Origin of the sequence: Maridesulfovibrio sp. (genome assembly GCF_963666665.1) — a bacterium.
Classification (GTDB): Bacteria; Desulfobacterota; Desulfovibrionia; order Desulfovibrionales; family Desulfovibrionaceae; genus Maridesulfovibrio.
The window spans coordinates 1,813,855-1,831,094 of sequence record NZ_OY762999.1 but is presented as its reverse complement, the minus strand read 5'-3'; the positions used below and the strand labels follow the sequence as shown (position 1 = coordinate 1,831,094).

Annotated in this window: 16 protein-coding genes; 9 read left to right on the top strand and 7 right to left on the bottom strand. The window is 46.9% G+C overall.

Annotation, left to right across the window (positions count from 1 at the left end; genetic code table 11):
• Positions 1-6: 6 nt before the first annotated feature.
• Positions 7-993, bottom strand: a complete 987-nt coding sequence (locus ACKU40_RS08375) for a DUF3089 domain-containing protein (protein WP_320176064.1) — start codon at positions 991-993, stop codon at positions 7-9.
• Positions 994-1,230: 237 nt separating this feature from the next.
• Between ACKU40_RS08375 and bioF the strand changes: the two genes are divergently transcribed.
• From bioF to ACKU40_RS08355, 4 genes are all read left to right on the top strand, one after another.
• Entirely contained in the window at positions 1,231-2,409 is a 1,179-nt protein-coding gene (bioF, locus tag ACKU40_RS08370) for an 8-amino-7-oxononanoate synthase (RefSeq protein ID WP_320176063.1), read from the top strand.
• Entirely contained in the window at positions 2,406-3,005 is a 600-nt protein-coding gene (locus tag ACKU40_RS08365; RefSeq protein ID WP_320176062.1) for an alpha/beta hydrolase, read from the top strand. The genes bioF and ACKU40_RS08365 overlap by 4 nt, the downstream gene beginning before the upstream one ends.
• A gap of 7 nt (positions 3,006-3,012) precedes the next feature.
• Positions 3,013-3,762, top strand: a complete 750-nt coding sequence (locus ACKU40_RS08360; protein ID WP_320176061.1) for a methyltransferase domain-containing protein — start codon at positions 3,013-3,015, stop codon at positions 3,760-3,762.
• A 93-nt stretch (positions 3,763-3,855) separates the two neighbouring features.
• Complete coding sequence (locus ACKU40_RS08355) at positions 3,856-4,536, top strand: CBS and ACT domain-containing protein (RefSeq protein ID WP_320176060.1); 681 nt, start codon at positions 3,856-3,858, stop codon at positions 4,534-4,536.
• A 52-nt stretch (positions 4,537-4,588) separates the two neighbouring features.
• Here ACKU40_RS08355 and ACKU40_RS08350 read toward each other — a convergent pair whose 3' ends face one another.
• Positions 4,589-4,909: a hypothetical protein gene (locus tag ACKU40_RS08350; protein WP_320176059.1), complete on the bottom strand. Its 321-nt coding sequence runs from the start codon at positions 4,907-4,909 to the stop codon at positions 4,589-4,591.
• Positions 4,910-5,037: 128 nt separating this feature from the next.
• A complete protein-coding gene (locus ACKU40_RS08345) occupies positions 5,038-5,295 on the bottom strand; it encodes a hypothetical protein (RefSeq protein WP_320176058.1) in 258 nt (85 codons plus the stop codon).
• A 218-nt stretch (positions 5,296-5,513) separates the two neighbouring features.
• On the opposite strand from ACKU40_RS08345, the gene ACKU40_RS08340 reads away from it, so the two are divergent.
• Both ACKU40_RS08340 and ACKU40_RS08335 read left to right on the top strand, forming a co-directional pair.
• Complete coding sequence (locus tag ACKU40_RS08340; RefSeq protein ID WP_320176057.1) at positions 5,514-6,668, top strand: hybrid sensor histidine kinase/response regulator; 1,155 nt, start codon at positions 5,514-5,516, stop codon at positions 6,666-6,668.
• Positions 6,669-6,688: 20 nt separating this feature from the next.
• Entirely contained in the window at positions 6,689-8,260 is a 1,572-nt protein-coding gene (locus ACKU40_RS08335; RefSeq protein ID WP_320176056.1) for a DUF3369 domain-containing protein, read from the top strand.
• Between the two features lie 46 nt (positions 8,261-8,306).
• Here the strand turns inward: ACKU40_RS08335 and plsY are convergent, their stop codons facing one another.
• The 3 genes from plsY to ACKU40_RS08320 all read right to left on the bottom strand — a co-directional run bounded on the left by plsY (position 8,307) and on the right by ACKU40_RS08320 (position 12,744).
• Positions 8,307-8,894, bottom strand: a complete 588-nt coding sequence (plsY, locus tag ACKU40_RS08330; RefSeq protein ID WP_320176055.1) for a glycerol-3-phosphate 1-O-acyltransferase PlsY — start codon at positions 8,892-8,894, stop codon at positions 8,307-8,309.
• A 206-nt stretch (positions 8,895-9,100) separates the two neighbouring features.
• Positions 9,101-11,164, bottom strand: a complete 2,064-nt coding sequence (locus tag ACKU40_RS08325) for a ribonuclease catalytic domain-containing protein (RefSeq protein ID WP_320176054.1) — start codon at positions 11,162-11,164, stop codon at positions 9,101-9,103.
• A gap of 305 nt (positions 11,165-11,469) precedes the next feature.
• On the bottom strand, positions 11,470-12,744 hold the full coding sequence (locus ACKU40_RS08320; protein WP_320176053.1) for an IMP cyclohydrolase: 1,275 nt from the start codon (positions 12,742-12,744) through the stop codon (positions 11,470-11,472).
• Between the two features lie 175 nt (positions 12,745-12,919).
• On the opposite strand from ACKU40_RS08320, the gene ACKU40_RS08315 reads away from it, so the two are divergent.
• On the top strand, positions 12,920-13,291 hold the full coding sequence (locus ACKU40_RS08315; protein ID WP_320176052.1) for a hypothetical protein: 372 nt from the start codon (positions 12,920-12,922) through the stop codon (positions 13,289-13,291).
• Here the strand turns inward: ACKU40_RS08315 and ACKU40_RS08310 are convergent.
• The gene (locus ACKU40_RS08310) at positions 13,232-14,653 is read right to left on the bottom strand and encodes a transglycosylase SLT domain-containing protein (protein WP_320176051.1); all 1,422 of its coding nucleotides are present in this window, start codon (positions 14,651-14,653) and stop codon (positions 13,232-13,234) included. The two genes, ACKU40_RS08315 and ACKU40_RS08310, sit on opposite strands and share 60 nt — an antisense overlap.
• Before the next feature lie 292 nt (positions 14,654-14,945).
• Here ACKU40_RS08310 and ACKU40_RS08305 point away from each other — a divergent pair, with 292 nt between their 5' ends.
• Both ACKU40_RS08305 and ACKU40_RS08300 read left to right on the top strand, forming a co-directional pair.
• Positions 14,946-16,226 carry an adenylosuccinate synthase gene (locus ACKU40_RS08305; RefSeq protein WP_320176050.1) on the top strand — a complete coding sequence of 427 codons (1,281 nt, stop codon included), beginning with the start codon at positions 14,946-14,948 and terminating at the stop codon, positions 16,224-16,226.
• A gap of 104 nt (positions 16,227-16,330) precedes the next feature.
• Complete coding sequence (locus ACKU40_RS08300; protein WP_407944332.1) at positions 16,331-17,197, top strand: DNA polymerase III subunit delta'; 867 nt, start codon at positions 16,331-16,333, stop codon at positions 17,195-17,197.
• The last annotated feature ends 43 nt before the right edge of the window (positions 17,198-17,240 follow it).

Sequence of the window (17,240 nt, the reverse complement as noted above, 5' to 3'; positions counted from 1 at the left end):
TTTGTTCTACTTGTGCTCTTTTAAATAAGTTTCGCAACGTTGTTTTACGTTTTCCTGAACATTGTAGAAAAAGAAATCATAATCGTAGCGGTGGTAGACCTCGTTTCCCAGTGACATATTCAGCTGGCTTAACACTGACGGTCCGGGAGTGGGGATTTCCAATGCTCCGTCTTCGTTAATGCGGGCAGCTGTAAAATTTTTGATGAGTAGCTTTTTGCCGGGACTCAGGAATATTCTGGCTTGTATATTCATGGATGCCGGAAACTCCTCTGCGGCAGTTCTCCACGAAAGAGGATTCACACAACGTGCTCCTTGCTTGACTGTGGGAGATTTTCCTCCGGGACCGATTGTGTTCCAAGTTATCAGGCAGCCGGTCTGATCCGGTTTTTCACTCAGCTTGAGGCCAATATCGAGTAGGTCCTGATCTGTGAATGTCCATCCCGGCATGTAGGCCGCCACCAGTTTATTTTTGTTCAACAGTTCAGGATTATTGCGCAACAGTGTCTGCAGGACAAAAGAGCCCTGACTATGACTGGCCAGAATGAAAGGGCGCCCGTTGTTTAAATTGTTGAGGTAGTATTTGAAAGCGGCTTTGATGTCATCCACTGGTGTTTTTAAGTATTCCTGAAGATGCTGGTCATCCATCTGAAGTACTTCAATGTTCATCTGGCGGTAGCGGGGTGCAAATATATTGCAGGAGTCAGTAAAGGACCTGGTAATCCACTGAACCGTGTCGCGGTCGGTTATATGATTAAGATTTTGGTCGTTCAAGTCGGCTATCAGGTGACCGTTTGCCGGTGGACCGTATGTAGTGGGATGAACAAAGAAAACATCAATCTCGTGTTTGATATTTTCATCTTTTATGGACCAGAATCTATCATCAGAGTAGTCAGGAGCAGTTGGTAGCTGGGCAGCTCTTTTGATATTGCAGGCAGATGCAGAAACAATCACGATCATAAAAATAAAATATGTAATAATTTTTTTAACTGACATATCCTGTCTCCTTTATCGTTTGCGTATAAATGTAGTTGTTATAGATTGAATCTGGCTGCTGTCAACGAGCTTGGGTGATTTGATGATTTGTTGTATGAAAATACAATTGTATGTGGGCGTGGAACTTTAATTTTGCTTCTGCTAAAAAACATGGTTGCTATTCTGGGCCATGAGTCTTATTTTTCTCCTTCAGCATCTAGGACTCCCATTTATTTTTTACTGCCGGATTTTGTTTTTATGACTCCAAAGAGTTTTTATCGCCGTATTGATGGCGAATTGACTGAACTTGAAAAAAGTTCCCTGCTCAGGACGGTTCCTGAAGTGGATTGCGGTGCAGATAAGGAACTGGTTTTTAAGGGCAGAAGACTGCTCAACCTTGCTTCTAATGATTATCTGGGACTTGCCAATGACCAAAGTCTTGCTCGCGCTGCAATCGAAGCTGTGGAGCAGTTCGGTTGCGGTTCTGCTGCCTCCCGTCTGGTGACCGGAAATTTTCGCCTTTACGATGAATTGGAACGTGAGCTTGCTGCTTTCAAAGAGCAGGAAGATTCTATGCTTTTCACTTCCGGCTATGCTGCCAACCTTGCCATCATGGATTCTTTTGCCGGTCGGCGGACAGTTGTTTTTTCAGACAAGCTTAACCATGCCAGCATCTTAGATGGGATAAGGATGTCCGGTGCGCGTCAGGTTCGTTATCGGCATAATGATATTGCACATTTGAAAAAGCGCATGGAAGTATCTAAAGATGCTGAAGAGAAACTGCTGGTCACAGATACTATTTTCAGTATGGATGGAGATCTTGCCTATCTGGAAGAGATTGCCGATCTTTGCGACTTTTATGATACCATGCTGGTGATTGATGAGGCTCATGCTGAAGGAGTCTTCGGTTCAGGGAAAGGAATAGCTCATGAACGGGGATTGGCACGCCGTGTGGATTTACACATGGGAGCCTTTTCTAAGGGGTTCGGCTCACTTGGCGGGGCTGTTTCCGGGCGAAAGGATTTGATTTCGTATTTACGTAACAAAGGGCGTTCATTTGTTTTCAGCACTGCCTTGTCGCCAGCTGTTATTGGCGCAAACCTTGCTGCTCTGCGTTTGGTCGCCGAGGACCCGTCTCGTGGTGATAAACTTTTGCAGATGAGCCATGAGTTAAGAACTTACCTTGAGTCTTGTGGATTTGATTGCGGTCAATCCGAAAGCCAGATCATTCCTGTAATCGTCGGCGATAATGAAACAGCGCTTGCCGCCCGTGACAGGCTTATTGAGGAAGGTATTTATACTGCTGCCATCCGTCCGCCAACTGTTCCTGAAGGAACAGCGCGTTTGCGTCTTTCTTTGCGTGCAGATTTAACAGAAGCAGATTTGCAGAAGATTAAGACTGCGTTTGGCCGTTTGAAAGCAGAGATGGATAAATGAGTATAGTTTTTGTCGGTGGCTGGGCTACCTCAGCGCAGCAGTATCCATTATTGTCCGATTCTGCGCGATTTTTGATTCCTTTTACAGGTTTTAAGCCGGACGAATTGCCGGAATTACTTGGTGAGGGCGGTGATGTGCTGGTGGGCTGGTCTACCGGGGCACACATGCTTTTGAAGGATTGCCGCCATTTATTTAAATTATATGGAAAGGTCATCTTGATTGCTCCCTTTTTATCGTTTACCGACTCTTTTCCCGTACGGCTGGTTCGGGGGATGATAGCCGGAATGGAGAGCGACCCTGCGGCAGTTGTAAGCTCTTTTCATGATAATTGCGGTGAAACAAATCCGCCTGCCTATGACCCGGCAGATCGTAGTTCACTGATTGCCGGACTTGAATACCTTGTCTCTTCCAAGATCGAGACGGAAGGATTTTTTCATTTGCCTAATTGTACCATGATTCATGGCTCAAAGGACCGCATTGTCCGTAGTAAAGCTTTTGAAAAGCTTACAGCTGTCATTGAGGGGGCGGATGTCATTAATGTAGAGGGCGGGCATAAAATTTCTGAAACACAATTAATGAGTATCATCAAGGGATAGAATTTACGTGAAACAAAGGATTCGCCAATGTTTCGGCAAAGCTGCTTCCAGCTATAGCAAGGCCGCTTCAGTACAACGTGTGGTTGCGCGAAATTGTGCAGCACTGTGTCCGGAAGAATACTTCCGTAATGTTCTGGATATAGGCTCGGGAGTCGGTTTTCTTCATGATGAACTCAGGGAACGCATTTCTTGCGGTAATTATGTTTCGCTGGATTTGGTAAGGCCGATGCTCATGGAGCAGAATAATTCCGGAGCATTTCTTGTCGCTGCGGATGGCGAAGAATTGCCTTTTGCCGCTGAGAGATTTGATTTGCTGGTAAGTTCGTCTGCCATGCAATGGTATGGTGCGCCGGAGACAACTATACCGCGCAGTTTTGAGGTCCTGAAGTCCGGTGGAAGGTTTGCCGTAGCTATTTTCACACACGGAACACTTGCGGAACTGGCTGATGTGAGTGCTAGAACCGGATTCGGTTCGGTAAAGGAGCTTAAACCAAATTCATTTTATAAGGAACTTTTCTACAGTATGTCAGGTTTAAAGGTGGATTACGCAAGTGAGGAGCATGTAGTGTTCTTCCCTTCCGTAAAACACTTCCTGAAACAGCATAAGATGACCGGAGCTGTTGCTTCCAGTGAGAATCTCTCATGGGGGCGGGAAAAATACCGCCGGTTCGTTGAAGAGTACGAGAATTTATACAGGGGAGAATCAGGAATAAAAGCCAGTTACAAGGTGTTTTTTGCTTACGGGCGGAAATTGTAGCTGCCTTTGGAGGAAGGCAGTTAACCTTTGACTTTTTTGCTGATCAATACGAACTTCTTCGTAAGATTAATGATGAGATTCAGGAGTTAAAATATGTTAGTAGGCGATTGGATGACAGAAGAGGTGATTACCCTTATGCCTGGTGCACCCATAATCGACGCTATTGAAATGATGCGTGATGCTGGAATCAGACAGATACCTGTGACTGAAGCATCAGGCCTTGTCGTAGGAATTGTCTCTGATAGGGATGTGCGTGACGCAATGCCCTCCAAGTTTTTACCAGGAGATAATACTGCTGGAAACGGTGACGGCTTGATGGGACTTAAGATCAAAGACATCATGACTCATGATCCGTATATCGTTTCTCCGGACACCTGCATGGAAGTCGCTGCCGAAATTCTCCTTGAAAAGAAAATCGGTGGCTTGCCTGTTGTTGACGAGTTTGGTCTGGTCGGTATTGTTACTGAGGTAGATATTTATCGGTTTTTGACCACTGTAACCGGAGTAAGTAAAGGCAGTTCCCAGTTTGCTTTTGTGCTTGAAGATACCGCCAGCGCCCTTGAGGAATTATTGAGTGATATGTGGGCAAGGGGATTAAGGCTTTCTACTGTTTTTACTTCGTATGAAGGTGTTGAACAGGGCTCTCGCCGTGTCTTTATCTGGGTTCAGAAGCTTGATGATGATGTTGTTGAATCTTTAGTTGTACACCTGAAAAAAACGTATAACTTTAAGTATCATGTTCATCGAGGCGAGACGTACAAGAATGAATTTTAATTATTAGCGCTAATTAAAAAACCGCACTGGATTTCCGGTGCGGTTTTTATTTTTAAAGAAGTTTCATTCTCTTAGCTTCTTCGTATTTTTCGATTGTAATCATATTCAGGGTCAAAAGAGCAGCAATTACATTTAAATTCTTTTCTGTGGCATAAATCTCAGCGGAAAGAAACTGTACCTCAGTCAGAACTCCGCTCTGTACTAACCAGCTTTTGAGGTCTGATGGCTTTTCGTCTGTCTTTTTTGCTGCTGCTTCGGTTTTTATTCCGGCTTTTAAAAGCACTTTCAGGTTTTCCAGCCTGCGGGAAAGCTCTTTACGTTTGGCTTGCAGTTCCTGTTGTGTTTCGACCAGATTTTTTTCTTTTCTTGCCAACACATCATTCTTAAGCTCAAAATTGCCGGTGATGGTTTTACAGGCAACTATTGTAGCTATAGTCCCAAATAAGACAAATATTATAGAAAATGTCATTGTTTTGATGTCTTACAGTGCAGTATAAGCAGTTAAGAATCCTTTGAATTAACATCCGCCTCGACTAAGTCGATTTCCAGCTCATCTATTTTTTCTTGAGTCTCAGCGACTTCTTTTTCAATCAAGTTGATTTCAGAGCGAATTTTTTCCATGGTTTTTTCCATGTGTTGCTCTTTCAACTCGAGTGCCTTCTTCCTCTGGGCATATTTTGCATTTTGTGCAGAGTAGGAGGAGTAAATAATGAAGGCAAAAATGATGAGTGCAATTGATGCGACAAGTAATTCCGTCATTCCAATTCATCCCCGTGTGTATATATTCTCGGAACCTTAGTTTATATGGAATTTATGTTCAAGTTAAAATAGCTATCTGCTTAAAATAATGTATAATGTATGTCCTAGATTAAGGAAATAGTCTATTAAGTCCATAATACAGTTTAAATTTTTTTTTATCTGAGATAATCTACGGGTAAGATTCTTCAATTACTACTGGTTACTCCGTGAGGACTTGCATGCATAGTGATGATCTGTTCGCAGAGGATGAGCTGCTTTTTTCCGGTGAAGAAGCTGAAGAGTCCACAGTTCATAAGCTTGAACCGTGGATGGTTCTTATTGTTGATGACGAGCCTGATGTTCATTCCATGACCAGAATGGTGCTTGGTGATTTTGCGTTTGAAAATCGTCCCCTTGAATTTGTGAGTGCTCATTCCGGGGAAGAGTCATTAGAAATACTTAAGGCTGATCCTAGTTTTGCCGTTGTCCTGCTTGATGTTGTAATGGAAACAAATACAGCAGGTCTTGATGTTGCGCGCAGGATCAGGAATGAATTGAACAATCAGTTTATCAGGATCATTTTGCGTACTGGTCAGCCCGGTTTTGCTCCTGAGCATCAGGTCATTACCGAGCTGGACATTAACGATTACTGGCAGAAGGCGGAGTTGACTTCCAGAAGGTTGACCACCTCTATGACAACGGCCTTGCGTTCATATCGTGACTTGCGCAAGATCGAGCTTAACCGGGAAAGTCTGGCTCAGATGGCCAAGTCCGTTGCACACCAAATTCGTAACCGGACTATGACTATCAACGGTTTTACTAATCTTGCCTCCCGTAAACTGGGGCCTCATTCAGAGGCTACGGAGTATCTTGAAACCATCTCCCATGAAACTGCCAGACTTGAAGATATAGTCAACAGCGTCTCTGAATTCGCGGCTATAGACCGGTGCGATCATTGTAGTTCAGACCTCAAGGAGGTTGGAGAAAAAGCGATTGATTTATGCAGGGGGGTAGCTAAGGAACTCGGGAGGGATGTTCATTTTGAGATAGATTTTGTTGCACAGAAGATAGATTCCCGTCCGGATTTGCTGTCTAAGGTCATATTTGAACTTGTTTCGAATGCGATTGTCTTTGCAGATGAGCAGCAGCCCCAAGTCAGCATTAAGACGAGGGTTGAGGGAGAAGTTTGCCTGCTTGTTGTCTCCGATAATGGAATGTGCATTTCAAATGAGGACCTGCCTTATATTTTCGATCCTTTTTTTACTACTCGTCCCGAAGCAGTCGGAATGGGATTAAGTATTGTAAATAGAATTGCCAGTGGGTATAACTGGGATATAGATGTTTCCTGTTCGGATGAAGGGGGGGCTGTTTTTACTCTGCAAATCCCCCTGTGATATTCAAGTGAGGTCTGTTTATGGTAGATGGTTCTGGTCCCTTTGATAATGATGAGCTTCTCTTTGCTGATGAGACTCCTGAAGAAGTAAGCGGAGTGAAAGGAAAGAGCTGGAAGGTTCTTATTGTTGATGACGAAGATGATGTTCACAGCACAACTCGCCTTGTTCTTGATGATTTTTCCTTTGAAGGAGCAGGACTTGATTTTCTGAGTGCGTATACTGCTGAGGATGCAGTTTCCGTGTTGAAGGAGCATCCTGATGTGGCGGTGATTCTTCTTGACGTGGTTATGGAAACTAATCATGCCGGATTGGAATTGGTTAAGACCATCCGTGAAGAAATGAAGAATACCATGGTCCGCATTATTCTGCGTACCGGACAGCCTGGGCAGGCACCGGAACGTCAGGTTATTGTTGAATATGATATTAACGACTACAAACATAAGGCCGAACTTACCGCCCAGCGTTTATTCACATCAGTTTTTTCTGCTCTTCGTTCTTACAGGGATCTTCAGGTTATTGAACAGAACCGCAAGGGCTTAAAACATATCATTGAAGCTTCCGGAAGTCTCTTCAAGCAACAGTCAGTTGGACGTCTTGCGCAAGGTGTGCTGACTCAGGTCATCTCGTTAATCGGTTTAAGGGATTCTGTTTATGTTGAAGGGAACGGTGTAGCAGTTTCCAGTCCTAATAAAGGGAATATGAGGATCATTGCCTCAACAGGAAAATATTCTGTCTGCAATTCTTCCGTTGAAGAGTGCAGCGTTATTTCAGAGCGGACCAAAGAACAGCTGGAGCTGGTCCGCGAAAGAGGGTGTGGTTGTTTCGCAGACAATGACTATATCGGTTATCTGCCTACCCATCAGAAAGGTTCGCACATGCTCTATGTGGAAAATTGCGGTAGTGAATTTAGTGAGCAGGATGAGGATTTGCTCAAAATTTTTTCGGATAACGTGGGTGTGGCCTTTGATAACATTTATTTGAATCAGGAGATTTTGGATACTCAAAAGGAAATTGTAAGAATGCTGGGCGAGGTTGTGGAATTCCGTTCCAAGGAAACAGCTTTCCATGTCATTCGTGTGTCCGAAATAGCCCGAATTCTGGGTATGGCGGTAGGCCTTGATCCAATGCAGGTAGATGAACTTTACTATGCATCTCCCATGCATGATGTAGGAAAGATCGGCATACCTGATTCAATTCTGCTTAAGCCCGGAAAACTTACCCCCGATGAAATGAAGATTATGCGCAGTCATACCGAAATCGGCTACAATATCCTTCGGGCCAGTAATCGGAAATTACTGAAGGCTGCAGCAACTATTGCACATGAACATCACGAATACTGGGACGGTTCCGGTTACCCTCAGGGCTTAAAGGGGGATGAAATTAGTATTGCCGGACGAATTATCTGCATTACTGATGTATTTGATGCTTTATGCAGTGACCGCATATACAAGCAGTCATGGGAAGTAGAACGGGCTTTGGAATTTCTCAAATCCCATAGGGAAACGATGTTTGATCCCGGATTGGTGGATATTTTCTTTAAGAATCTTGATAAGATTATGGAGATCAGGGAAAAGTATAAAGACGATTTTTAAGTAATAAAAAAGGGAGCTGAATGGCTCCCTTTTTTTATGTTTTTATCTATTTTTTCTTTTTCCACGAATTCTCTTGGCCTTTAGCAAGACGTCTGATGTTTTCACGGTGAGTCCAGAATAGGAGCACTGTCATACCGCAAGCAAGCGGAACCATACCTATGGAACCGGTTACCAGAGTAAAGAATGGAAGGGCTACTGCAAAAGTAAGTGATCCCATGGATACAAATCCGGAAAGAGCGATCACTGCCAGCAGGAAGACGATTGAATAAAGTGTTGCAACCGGAGCCACAGCCAGAAATACTCCGATAGTAGTGGCAACAGCCTTGCCGCCTTTCATGTCCATGAAGATGGAGAATACATGTCCGATTACGGCAGCGGCAGCTACCAGAGAGATGAAAATCCAGTTGTGGCTGTACTGATAGGCCATGAGTACGGGGACAAAGCCCTTGGCAACATCAAGAATAAGTGCAGCCACGCCGTACTTGAATCCACAGAGGCGGGCAACATTTGTAGCTCCGGTGCTTTTGCTGCCTTCGGTGCGGATGTCGCAGTTGCAGCAAATTTTACCGATGAAAAGTCCGAAGGGAATTGATCCCAGAAAATAGGCGAAAACAAGCCAGAATATCCAGAGCATGCGCTAACTCCTTTAAGTCTTTTTCCGTTTCAGGCCTACCGGTGTCCCTTCCCGTTGCTTTCCCCCGTTGCGGGATGGGTCGGATTGCCTGTAAGTTTCTTTTTGATGTCGGTATTTAAGGGCAATAGTCCTAAAAACCGAAAATACATATATGCTAATTCCAGCCAGAATAACAGCCGGAAATAGGCGTTTCCTTTCCTTTATAACTATTCTTCCATGGCTTCAACAACGCGCAGTTCGTTAGTCAGCGGGTCTATTTTGTTGAAGCGTATCTGGAACCCTTGTCCGGGATACAGTTTATCTCCAAGCATCGGTCTGGGAACCCTGACATTGATCTGGATTTCAGGCATGGCCAGCGTGGCAAGGGGGCCGTTGTCGTCTACAACAACTGCATGGTGCCAACCTTTTCTGTTCTGTGCCAGATAGAGCAGTTTCCAGTAACGTGGTCTGAATCGTTGGATTTTTGTGATCGATTGCAGACGAAGCTGAAGAATCTCTGCAAGTGATTTCAGTTCGTCAGCATCCCATTTAGGCTGGCCTTCAACAAGGTAGTGGCAAAGTTGGGCCATGTTGATGAAGTCTGCGTATCTGCGCAGGGGGGACGTAATGGGGCTATACCCGCTTACCGCCAGTGTTGCGTGTTTTTTGGGAGCTGTATCCATCTGCGGAGGGACCATCTGGCGCACACGCATGTATATTTCGTGAGGTTCAGTGATGATTCCGCTCAGGTCGGAAGGCAGGGCAATATCCTGCGTACGGTAAAGCAGGGGAAAATCATTTTCTTCGGCGAATTTGCCAAGACCTGAGTTGGCGAGGATCATAAATTCACTGATGATCTGGTCCGCACGGGTCGTCTTTTCCTTGGCAGACATGAGAACCTTGGGTTGCTGCGGCCATCCTTCAAGGGAAAGTTCCGGTTCGGGTCTGCGGATGACAATTGCCCCGTGCTTTATGCGGTCCTGCAACAGTTTTTCGGAAAGCTCAAAAGCGAGAGCCATTTCGTCATCGCTGCCTTCTTCAAGCATTTGCTCCACTGCAAGATAGGTGGAGTTATCGGTGATTTTTACCCAGCTGATGTGGGGTGTAACCGATTGCAGGATTCCATGTTCATCAAGCTCAAAAGTGTTGATCAGTGCCGGCCGGACTTCACCTGCAAAAAGGCTGAACGCACCTATGCCTAGAGCTTCGGGCATCATATGGCTGGTGCCTTCGGGCAGGTATACGCTGGTTCCGCGGTTCATGACCGCATGGTCCAATTCAGAACCGAAGTCCCAATCCATGCAGGGCCGTGCGAGGGCTATGGTTAATGTGTAGCCGCCGTCTTCACGTTTTTTGAGATTGAAGGCGTCATCAATATCTTTGGTGGTTGCCGAATCGATGCTGCGCATGGGCAGAGGGCAGGGATCCCCTGCTTTTGTTTCCACAGCTTTGACCAGCCTGTCCACTTCGTCCTTATGAGCAACAGACCAGCTGTCATCAAAAGAGTATTCCGCTTCATCCAGCAGGTAGTTGTGGTGCGGATAGACTATTCCCCAGCCTTGGGCCAGTAAAAGCGGCAAGTGGGGATGGTCGGGCAGTCCCTTGCGCAGGGCAGACCACATCTTGTTGGATTTGTCCTCGTTCATACCGGAAATCCTGTCCATAAGAAAGGATCTCAGACCTTCTTCTATCTCCTCGGACATATAGGGAATCTGGTCCGGCCTGATTTTTCCGCCGCATTCTCGGGCGGTCCATATCTTCTTGAAGAGATCCTGTCCGACACTCATGATTTCTTCGTGAGCTTTTTCCTCTGCCTGCATTTGAAGGCGGAGTTCGACCTTTTCTTTAGTATAGATGATAAATTCAGGCGGCTGAAATTTAAAATGGGTTTTAGCTGCGATCATGGCCCTGCCGAGGGCGGAGATCTGATCGGGATCCGGTTCTTCCCAGAGGAGCCCTGCAAACCAGTTCAGAGGAGCTTTTTCCACTTCACCCTGAGCCAGATCCCAGATTTCCATGGTATCAAGCCCGGCTTGAAGTTCGCCTCGTTTTTCCTGATGGGCGACCATGTAGTCGAGCATTTCCTGCCGGGAGGCTGAAGCGGAATATTGCGGTCCTACCCAAGGAAGTACCCGTGCTGCGGGCATCTTGGTTTCGCGTTTGTTTATGGTGTAGAGCTTGAGTTTTCCGGATTGCTCTTCCATGACAAATGCCAGTTGAGGCTGGTTGCCATGCATGAATTCTACAATATTTCCGGGCGCTACGTAACGTCCTTCCTTGAATAGGGACATGTAAATCCTTCCGGGAACTGCTGTGTTTGCCGATACAGTAAACGTTTCCCGCATTCCGTCTGCTCGCTATCAAACGGAAGTAATGTTCTAACTTGCTAAGTCGTAAAAAAATAAACCCCGAATGTCTCACCAAGACATCCGGGCTTTCTTAACATAAATGTTTAATTATTGAAATGGCAGGGCTGCGCTAAAAACAATTTCAGTTTCGAAGTGGCAAAGCCTATTAAAAGTTTCTTAAGGGGATGGGGTCTGGGGAAGGGGAAACTCTTGCAAGAGTTTCCACTTCTCCAGCCGCCGGAGGCATCTTAATGCTTAAAAGAACGCTGGCCGGTGAAGACCATGGCAACTTGAGGTGAGGCTTCGTTGGTAGCCTGAATCACTTCGTGGTCGCGGATGGAACCGCCGGGCTGTGCGATAGCGGTGATACCCTGTGCCATGCACAGGTCTACGCCGTCGCGGAAGGGGAAGAAACCGTCGGAAACCAGCACTGAACCTTTGAGTCCGCCTTTGGCTTCAACTGCGGCCTGTTCGATTTCTGCGAGATCTTTGGCAGCCTGCTCGTCTTTGAGAGCCTTGAGTTTAAGCTCGAAAAGGGACATCTGGAATTTTTCAAAGCAGAGTCCGTCAGCGTACTTGATGCGGGCTTTGGTAACGGCCAGTTCTACGCAACCGACGCGGTCCTGCTCACCGGTGCCGATGGCAGTGGTCACGCCGTCTTTTGCAAAAATTACAGAGTTTGAGGTTACACCTGCTTCAACTGCCCATGCGAAGAGCATGTCGTCCATTTCCTGTTTGGAAGGAGCGCGGGAAGAGAAGGTGGAACCGTCTTTTTCTGCTGTTGCGGGAATGAAATCTTCTGCATCGAGGATGCGGTTGCGGAAAGAAAACTGTACAACCATGCCGCCATCCATAAGGGATTTTACATCAAGGAAAGGCTGGCCGAGCATTTTTTCCAGATCGGCAATGCCGGGAATCTGGAGAATACGCAGGTTTTTGCGTTTTTTGAGAACTTCGAGAGTTCCTTCTTCAAAAGAAGGAGCAGCAACAACTTCAAAGTATGCACTGTCGACAACTTCAGCCGCTTCCATGGTGAAGGGTCGGTTGACAACGATAGCTCCGCCGAAAGCAGCAATACGGTCAGCCTGAAAAGCATTGTGCAGAGCTACGCCGACGCCTTCTTCAGACCATGCTGCGCCGCAGGGGTTGTTGTGCTTGAGAATGACAGCTGCAGGCTTTGCGGTGAGGTACTGCAGGATGTTCAGGGCGTTGTCCACATCGGTCAGGTTTGTTTTGCCGGGATGCTTGCCTGCCTGAATCATGTGTTCTTCGGTGAGTGCGGAAACAAGTCCCTGTCCTTCGCCGCGAAATTTGATGCCGTCGTACTCAAGTCCGCCGGAAACAAGTTCGTAAAGGGCTGCAGGCTGGTCGGGGTTTTCGCCGTAACGAAGACCTTTGGTTTCACCGTCGATTTCCCAGGTCCTTTTTTTAAAAGTAAGTTTCTGGTCGCCGAGGGTAACAGTCATATCAGCGGGAAAAGGGTCCTGCTGCAGGGTTTTGTACATTTTTTTAAGATCACTCATAGTTGTTCTCCGTGAGTTGTTGCCTTGTGGTAAGCCGCTCATAGCACACCCTTTTCCGGTGGGCAATTTTGAATTGCGGTACCAGCGATCTTTTTGTAGGTTGATTGTGATCAAGTGCGCGGGAAAATCTCATTTTTTTCTGAGTTCCTTCGCCAGCAGTATTTTGGGAGAAAATATGTCAGAAGGTTATATGGAAAAGGCCCTGTTGAAATTGGCAAAGCAGCTTAATGCCTACGATGAGGCTTCTCTTACGGAATTATGGAATAAGTACGAAGCTGAAGTGGCCAATTTCGAACCCACCCGCAAGTGGGAGGAAGCCGCAGTTGTATTCGGAATGATACAGGCTGTCCGGCTTAAAAACCAGCTTTTTAATTATCATTGGGCTCAGACTGCTGGTCCTGAATCAATGTCTCCGCGTCCGGATTTTATTCCCGGAAAGGGTGAGGATGAACTGTTCGGTTCAAAACCTAAAAGTTCAGGTGGTGGATCAGCGGGCGGAAGTAAGGGGAATAAGGTAATTCGCCTCCAGCCCCGGAAGGACAGCTAACCCGTTCATGATGTAATAGTAGTAGCGGACGCTATCGACATAATCCACGGCTTCATACCCTCGTGTGTAGCCGTGTTTTGTTTTTGAATGGTATTTCGGCCTTGTCAGCAACGGAAAGACCTGCTTGAGTGAGCGCCATGTACCCGGATGCTTACTGGTATACTTGGCAATCTCAATGGCATCATAAACATGTCCCAAGCCTTGATTGTAGGCCGCGAGGGTGAACAGCCAGCGATCCCAACCTTCAACATCCTGGCTTTCCAGCTTGTCCCAAAGAAATTTTAAATAACGCGCGCCGCCGTTAATTGCTTGTTGCGGGTCCAGCCTGCTTGTTAATCCTAAGAGTTGAGCGGTGTCGTTAGTCAGCTGCATCAGTCCGCGAACTCCTGTCTTACTGCGTGCAAGCGGATCGAACCGAGATTCCTGATACATTACAGCTGTAAGCAGCAGCGGGTTTATTCCGTATTTCTTGGCGGCCTTCAGGATATATTTGTGGTAACGGGGCAGTTTCTCCCGGATATCCTTACGAAGAGAGTACAAGTCATAGAAATCGGTCTCTTCCGGTATGAATCCAAAATACTTTTCCTGCAAATCTTCAAGGGTGCCATTGGTGGTGACCATGTTCCAGTAGTCGTCAGATGCCTGTCGAAGGCCATAGACGTCAGAGCGCAGATACCACCTGTATTCCAGATCATCGCCGAAATAATCTGTGATTCTGAGTTTGTGGAGAAATGGTCTGATAGGCTTGAAAGCACCGGATTCCACAAGGTGGAAACGGACGTCTTTGTTTTCGTTTAATTTCAACAGCGGGCCAAGATGAGTTGAGCTGTTCCCCCTGATCATGGTTGGTGAGCACTCTAATTGTTCCTTAAGGTCTTTGAAGGTCTTAATCAGCCCAGAGTGTGCCGGCACGAAAACTTCCTGATCGCAAAGTTCAAAAGGTGTGCGAAGTTCAAATCTAAGAATATGGTGCAGCATTGCCGCTTGGCTTTTTTCATATACCGGACCTTTGCGCAGCGGTGTGCTTGTAGTGCTTAAATCCGGATTGTAGCCGGTCGCCAGCAGAATATCGGCTTTTCCTTTAATCAGGGCTTCGAAGGCTTTGTCATGGGTGGGGTAGGCTTTGATGGCTAGTTCTGCCCCGGCGTATTCAGCGAATCCATCCACCAGTTCACGTTCGAATCCCGGCCCCCATGGGGAGAGCTTTGGGAAAACGCGTTCGATGTTCACCGCAGCAACCCGGATTGTGTTGGGCAGGGGAATCTCGTATTTTACTGAATAAATGTAGTAAAAAAAGGAGAACAACGCCAAATACACAACAATATTGAATATATGTTGTGAAAAAAGTATCAAAATGCCCATTTTGGGGTCATTTAATTTACTTTGATGTATTGACATATCCCCTAAAGATTTTTTACGCATTAAAACCCGTCTGCCGTGCTTAGTGCTGGCGTACCCATTTCAAAGAGGGTATCAAAAGCAGGTAAGCGGATCTTCTTGAGCGGCCTTAACGGATTAATTGTTGTGAGCGACTGGTTCGTTCCTGTTAATATACGTCAGACGCAGTGCCGCTATCAAGTAATCAAATTACAGCAAAAATTCCATGTCTTAAGTCAAAGACATGCGGAAATACTGTAGAAGGAGCACATTAGTAATGGCTAATACCGTAATCGTGGGAACCCAGTGGGGGGACGAAGGCAAGGGCAAAATCGTTGATATGCTCGCCGAACAAGCAGGTGCGATTGTACGTTTCCAAGGTGGAAACAACGCAGGCCACACCCTTGTTGTGGAAGGAGAGCAGTGTATCCTGCATCTCATCCCGTCCGGGGTTCTCCATCAGGGTAAAAAGTGCCTCATCGGTAACGGTGTAGTACTCGACCCCGAGGTTTTTCTCAAGGAGATTGACGGACTTGCCGCAAAAGGCGTTGATGTCTCTCCCGAGCGCTTGATGATCAGCAAGAAAACCCAGATCATCATGCCGTACCACAAGTTGATGGACAATTGCCGCGAATCTCTTAAATCCGCTGATAACAAGATCGGAACCACCGGTCGTGGAATCGGTCCTTGCTACGAAGATAAAATGAACCGTTGCGGCATTCGTGCCGCTGATCTTGCTGATCCCGAACTGCTGCGTGAAAAAATTGTAGCCGGGCTTCAGGAGAAGAACGTTCTTTTTGAAAAACTTTTCAATGTTGAAGCTCTCGACGCTGAAAAGGTATATCAGGAAATGCTGCCTATCGCTGAAAGGGTTGCGCCCTACCTCGCCGATGTTTCTTCCGTAATTCAGGATGAAAACAAGAAAGGCAACATGGTCCTCTTCGAAGGCGCACAGGGTGTGCATCTCGATATCGACCACGGAACCTACCCGTTCGTAACTTCCTCCAACGTTGTTGCCGGTAACGCTGCTGCAGGCGCAGGATGCGGTCCCCGTCAGCTGGAAAGCATCATCGGTATCTGTAAGGCTTACACCACCCGCGTTGGTGCCGGTCCTTTCCCCACCGAACTGTTCGACGAAGTTGGCGACACACTGCAGAGAAACGGCCATGAGTTCGGTGCAACCACCGGACGTAAACGCCGCTGCGGTTGGTTGGATATGGTTGTCCTGCGTGAAACCGCAAGGCTCTGCGATCTCACCGAGTTCGCCCTGACCAAGCTCGACGTACTTTCCGGTCTTAAAGAAATTAAAATCTGCGTTGCTTACGAGTACCGCGGTGAAAAAGTCGATTATCCCCCGCAGGAACAGAACGGCATGGCTCACGTCCAGCCCGTTTACGAATCCATGCCCGGCTGGGATGAAGACATCACCAAGGCATCTGTTTATGACGAACTGCCTGAAGCCGCACGTAACTATATCGCACGCATTGAAGAACTCTCCGGCGTAAAAGTCGGCATAGTCTCTGTAGGTCCCGACCGCGCTCAGACTATTGTGAGATAATATTGATCATTCCGGTGTCTGGGGAAGGTAGACCTCTTATGGGTTTATCTTTTCCAGACATCATTCTTTCAGAATCTTTTATTAAGCTTCGCTGCCGGCACATCATGTTCACATCTATTCAAGAAACTGCTTCGAGGCAGAGTTTGGTCTTGCCTCGTTTTGCGAAGCTCGCACAGAAGCCACCGCAATGCCTGCTGATCGAGGGCGGCAACGCAGACGAGCGCATGGACATGGCTCGCTATTGGGCCTGTGTGCTGAACTGCGAGAATGGTCAGGACCCATGCGGTTCCTGCCAATCCTGTCAGCAGATAGCAGATAATGCCTTCAATGATTTTCTGCTCATCGACCGCGAAGAAAATGAAAGCGGAACCGGATTGAAGCAGGATATTTCCGTAGATTCAATTCGTGAATTACTTCCGGTATGGGGGCAGCCGCCAAATGGTGGAGGAACCCGTGTCACCGTGGTCCGCGAAGCGCAGCACCTTAATGGCAATTCAGCCAATGCACTTCTGAAGACTCTTGAAGAACCCCGTCCGGGCAATGTTTTTGTTCTTACAGCACCGCAGCGTGAGCGCCTGCTTGAAACCCTTGTCTCACGCAGTTGGGTCATTACCCTTGCGTGGCCTACAGATCAGCAGAATTCACCGGAAGTGGCAGAATGGGTTGATGCTATGCTCCGCTTCTGGCGTTCCGGTCAGGGCTGGTTTGCCCGTACTTCCGCAAAGGGTGCTTTGGATAAAGAACTGGGCTTGCAGGTGGTCATGGGCTGTCAGCGTGAGCTCAAGAACTCGCTCGTTAATCCCCAATCCACTTCCGCAGCCAATGCGCTTTCGGGTCTGTTCGATCCCAAAGGTTTGCGTAGGCTTGACCTTGTGCTTGGAAAAGCGCAGGAATCCCTCAATTACAATGTAAATCCTGCCTTAGTTCTGGACTGGGTTTGCACTGCTGCCATGCCGAAGAAACGGCGGTAGTACGCTGCTGGTTTTCCCATTATTTAAGAGTTTTCGGCTTAAT

Excerpts from the sequence above, each read along its gene's own strand:
- ACKU40_RS08375 (WP_320176064.1), bottom strand. The coding sequence starts at position 993 with ATGTCAGTTAAAAAAATTATTACATATTTTATTTTTATGATCGTGATT.
- bioF (WP_320176063.1), top strand. The coding sequence starts at position 1,231 with ATGACTCCAAAGAGTTTTTATCGCCGTATTGATGGCGAATTGACTGAA.
- ACKU40_RS08365 (WP_320176062.1), top strand. The coding sequence starts at position 2,406 with ATGAGTATAGTTTTTGTCGGTGGCTGGGCTACCTCAGCGCAGCAGTAT.
- ACKU40_RS08355 (WP_320176060.1), top strand. The coding sequence starts at position 3,856 with ATGTTAGTAGGCGATTGGATGACAGAAGAGGTGATTACCCTTATGCCT.
- ACKU40_RS08345 (WP_320176058.1), bottom strand. The coding sequence starts at position 5,295 with ATGACGGAATTACTTGTCGCATCAATTGCACTCATCATTTTTGCCTTC.
- ACKU40_RS08340 (WP_320176057.1), top strand. The coding sequence starts at position 5,514 with ATGCATAGTGATGATCTGTTCGCAGAGGATGAGCTGCTTTTTTCCGGT.
- ACKU40_RS08335 (WP_320176056.1), top strand. The coding sequence starts at position 6,689 with ATGGTAGATGGTTCTGGTCCCTTTGATAATGATGAGCTTCTCTTTGCT.
- plsY (WP_320176055.1), bottom strand. The coding sequence starts at position 8,894 with ATGCTCTGGATATTCTGGCTTGTTTTCGCCTATTTTCTGGGATCAATT.
- ACKU40_RS08325 (WP_320176054.1), bottom strand. The coding sequence starts at position 11,164 with ATGTCCCTATTCAAGGAAGGACGTTACGTAGCGCCCGGAAATATTGTA.
- ACKU40_RS08320 (WP_320176053.1), bottom strand. The coding sequence starts at position 12,744 with ATGAGTGATCTTAAAAAAATGTACAAAACCCTGCAGCAGGACCCTTTT.
- ACKU40_RS08315 (WP_320176052.1), top strand. The coding sequence starts at position 12,920 with ATGTCAGAAGGTTATATGGAAAAGGCCCTGTTGAAATTGGCAAAGCAG.
- ACKU40_RS08310 (WP_320176051.1), bottom strand. The coding sequence starts at position 14,653 with ATGGGCATTTTGATACTTTTTTCACAACATATATTCAATATTGTTGTG.
- ACKU40_RS08305 (WP_320176050.1), top strand. The coding sequence starts at position 14,946 with ATGGCTAATACCGTAATCGTGGGAACCCAGTGGGGGGACGAAGGCAAG.
- ACKU40_RS08300 (WP_407944332.1), top strand. The coding sequence starts at position 16,331 with ATGTTCACATCTATTCAAGAAACTGCTTCGAGGCAGAGTTTGGTCTTG.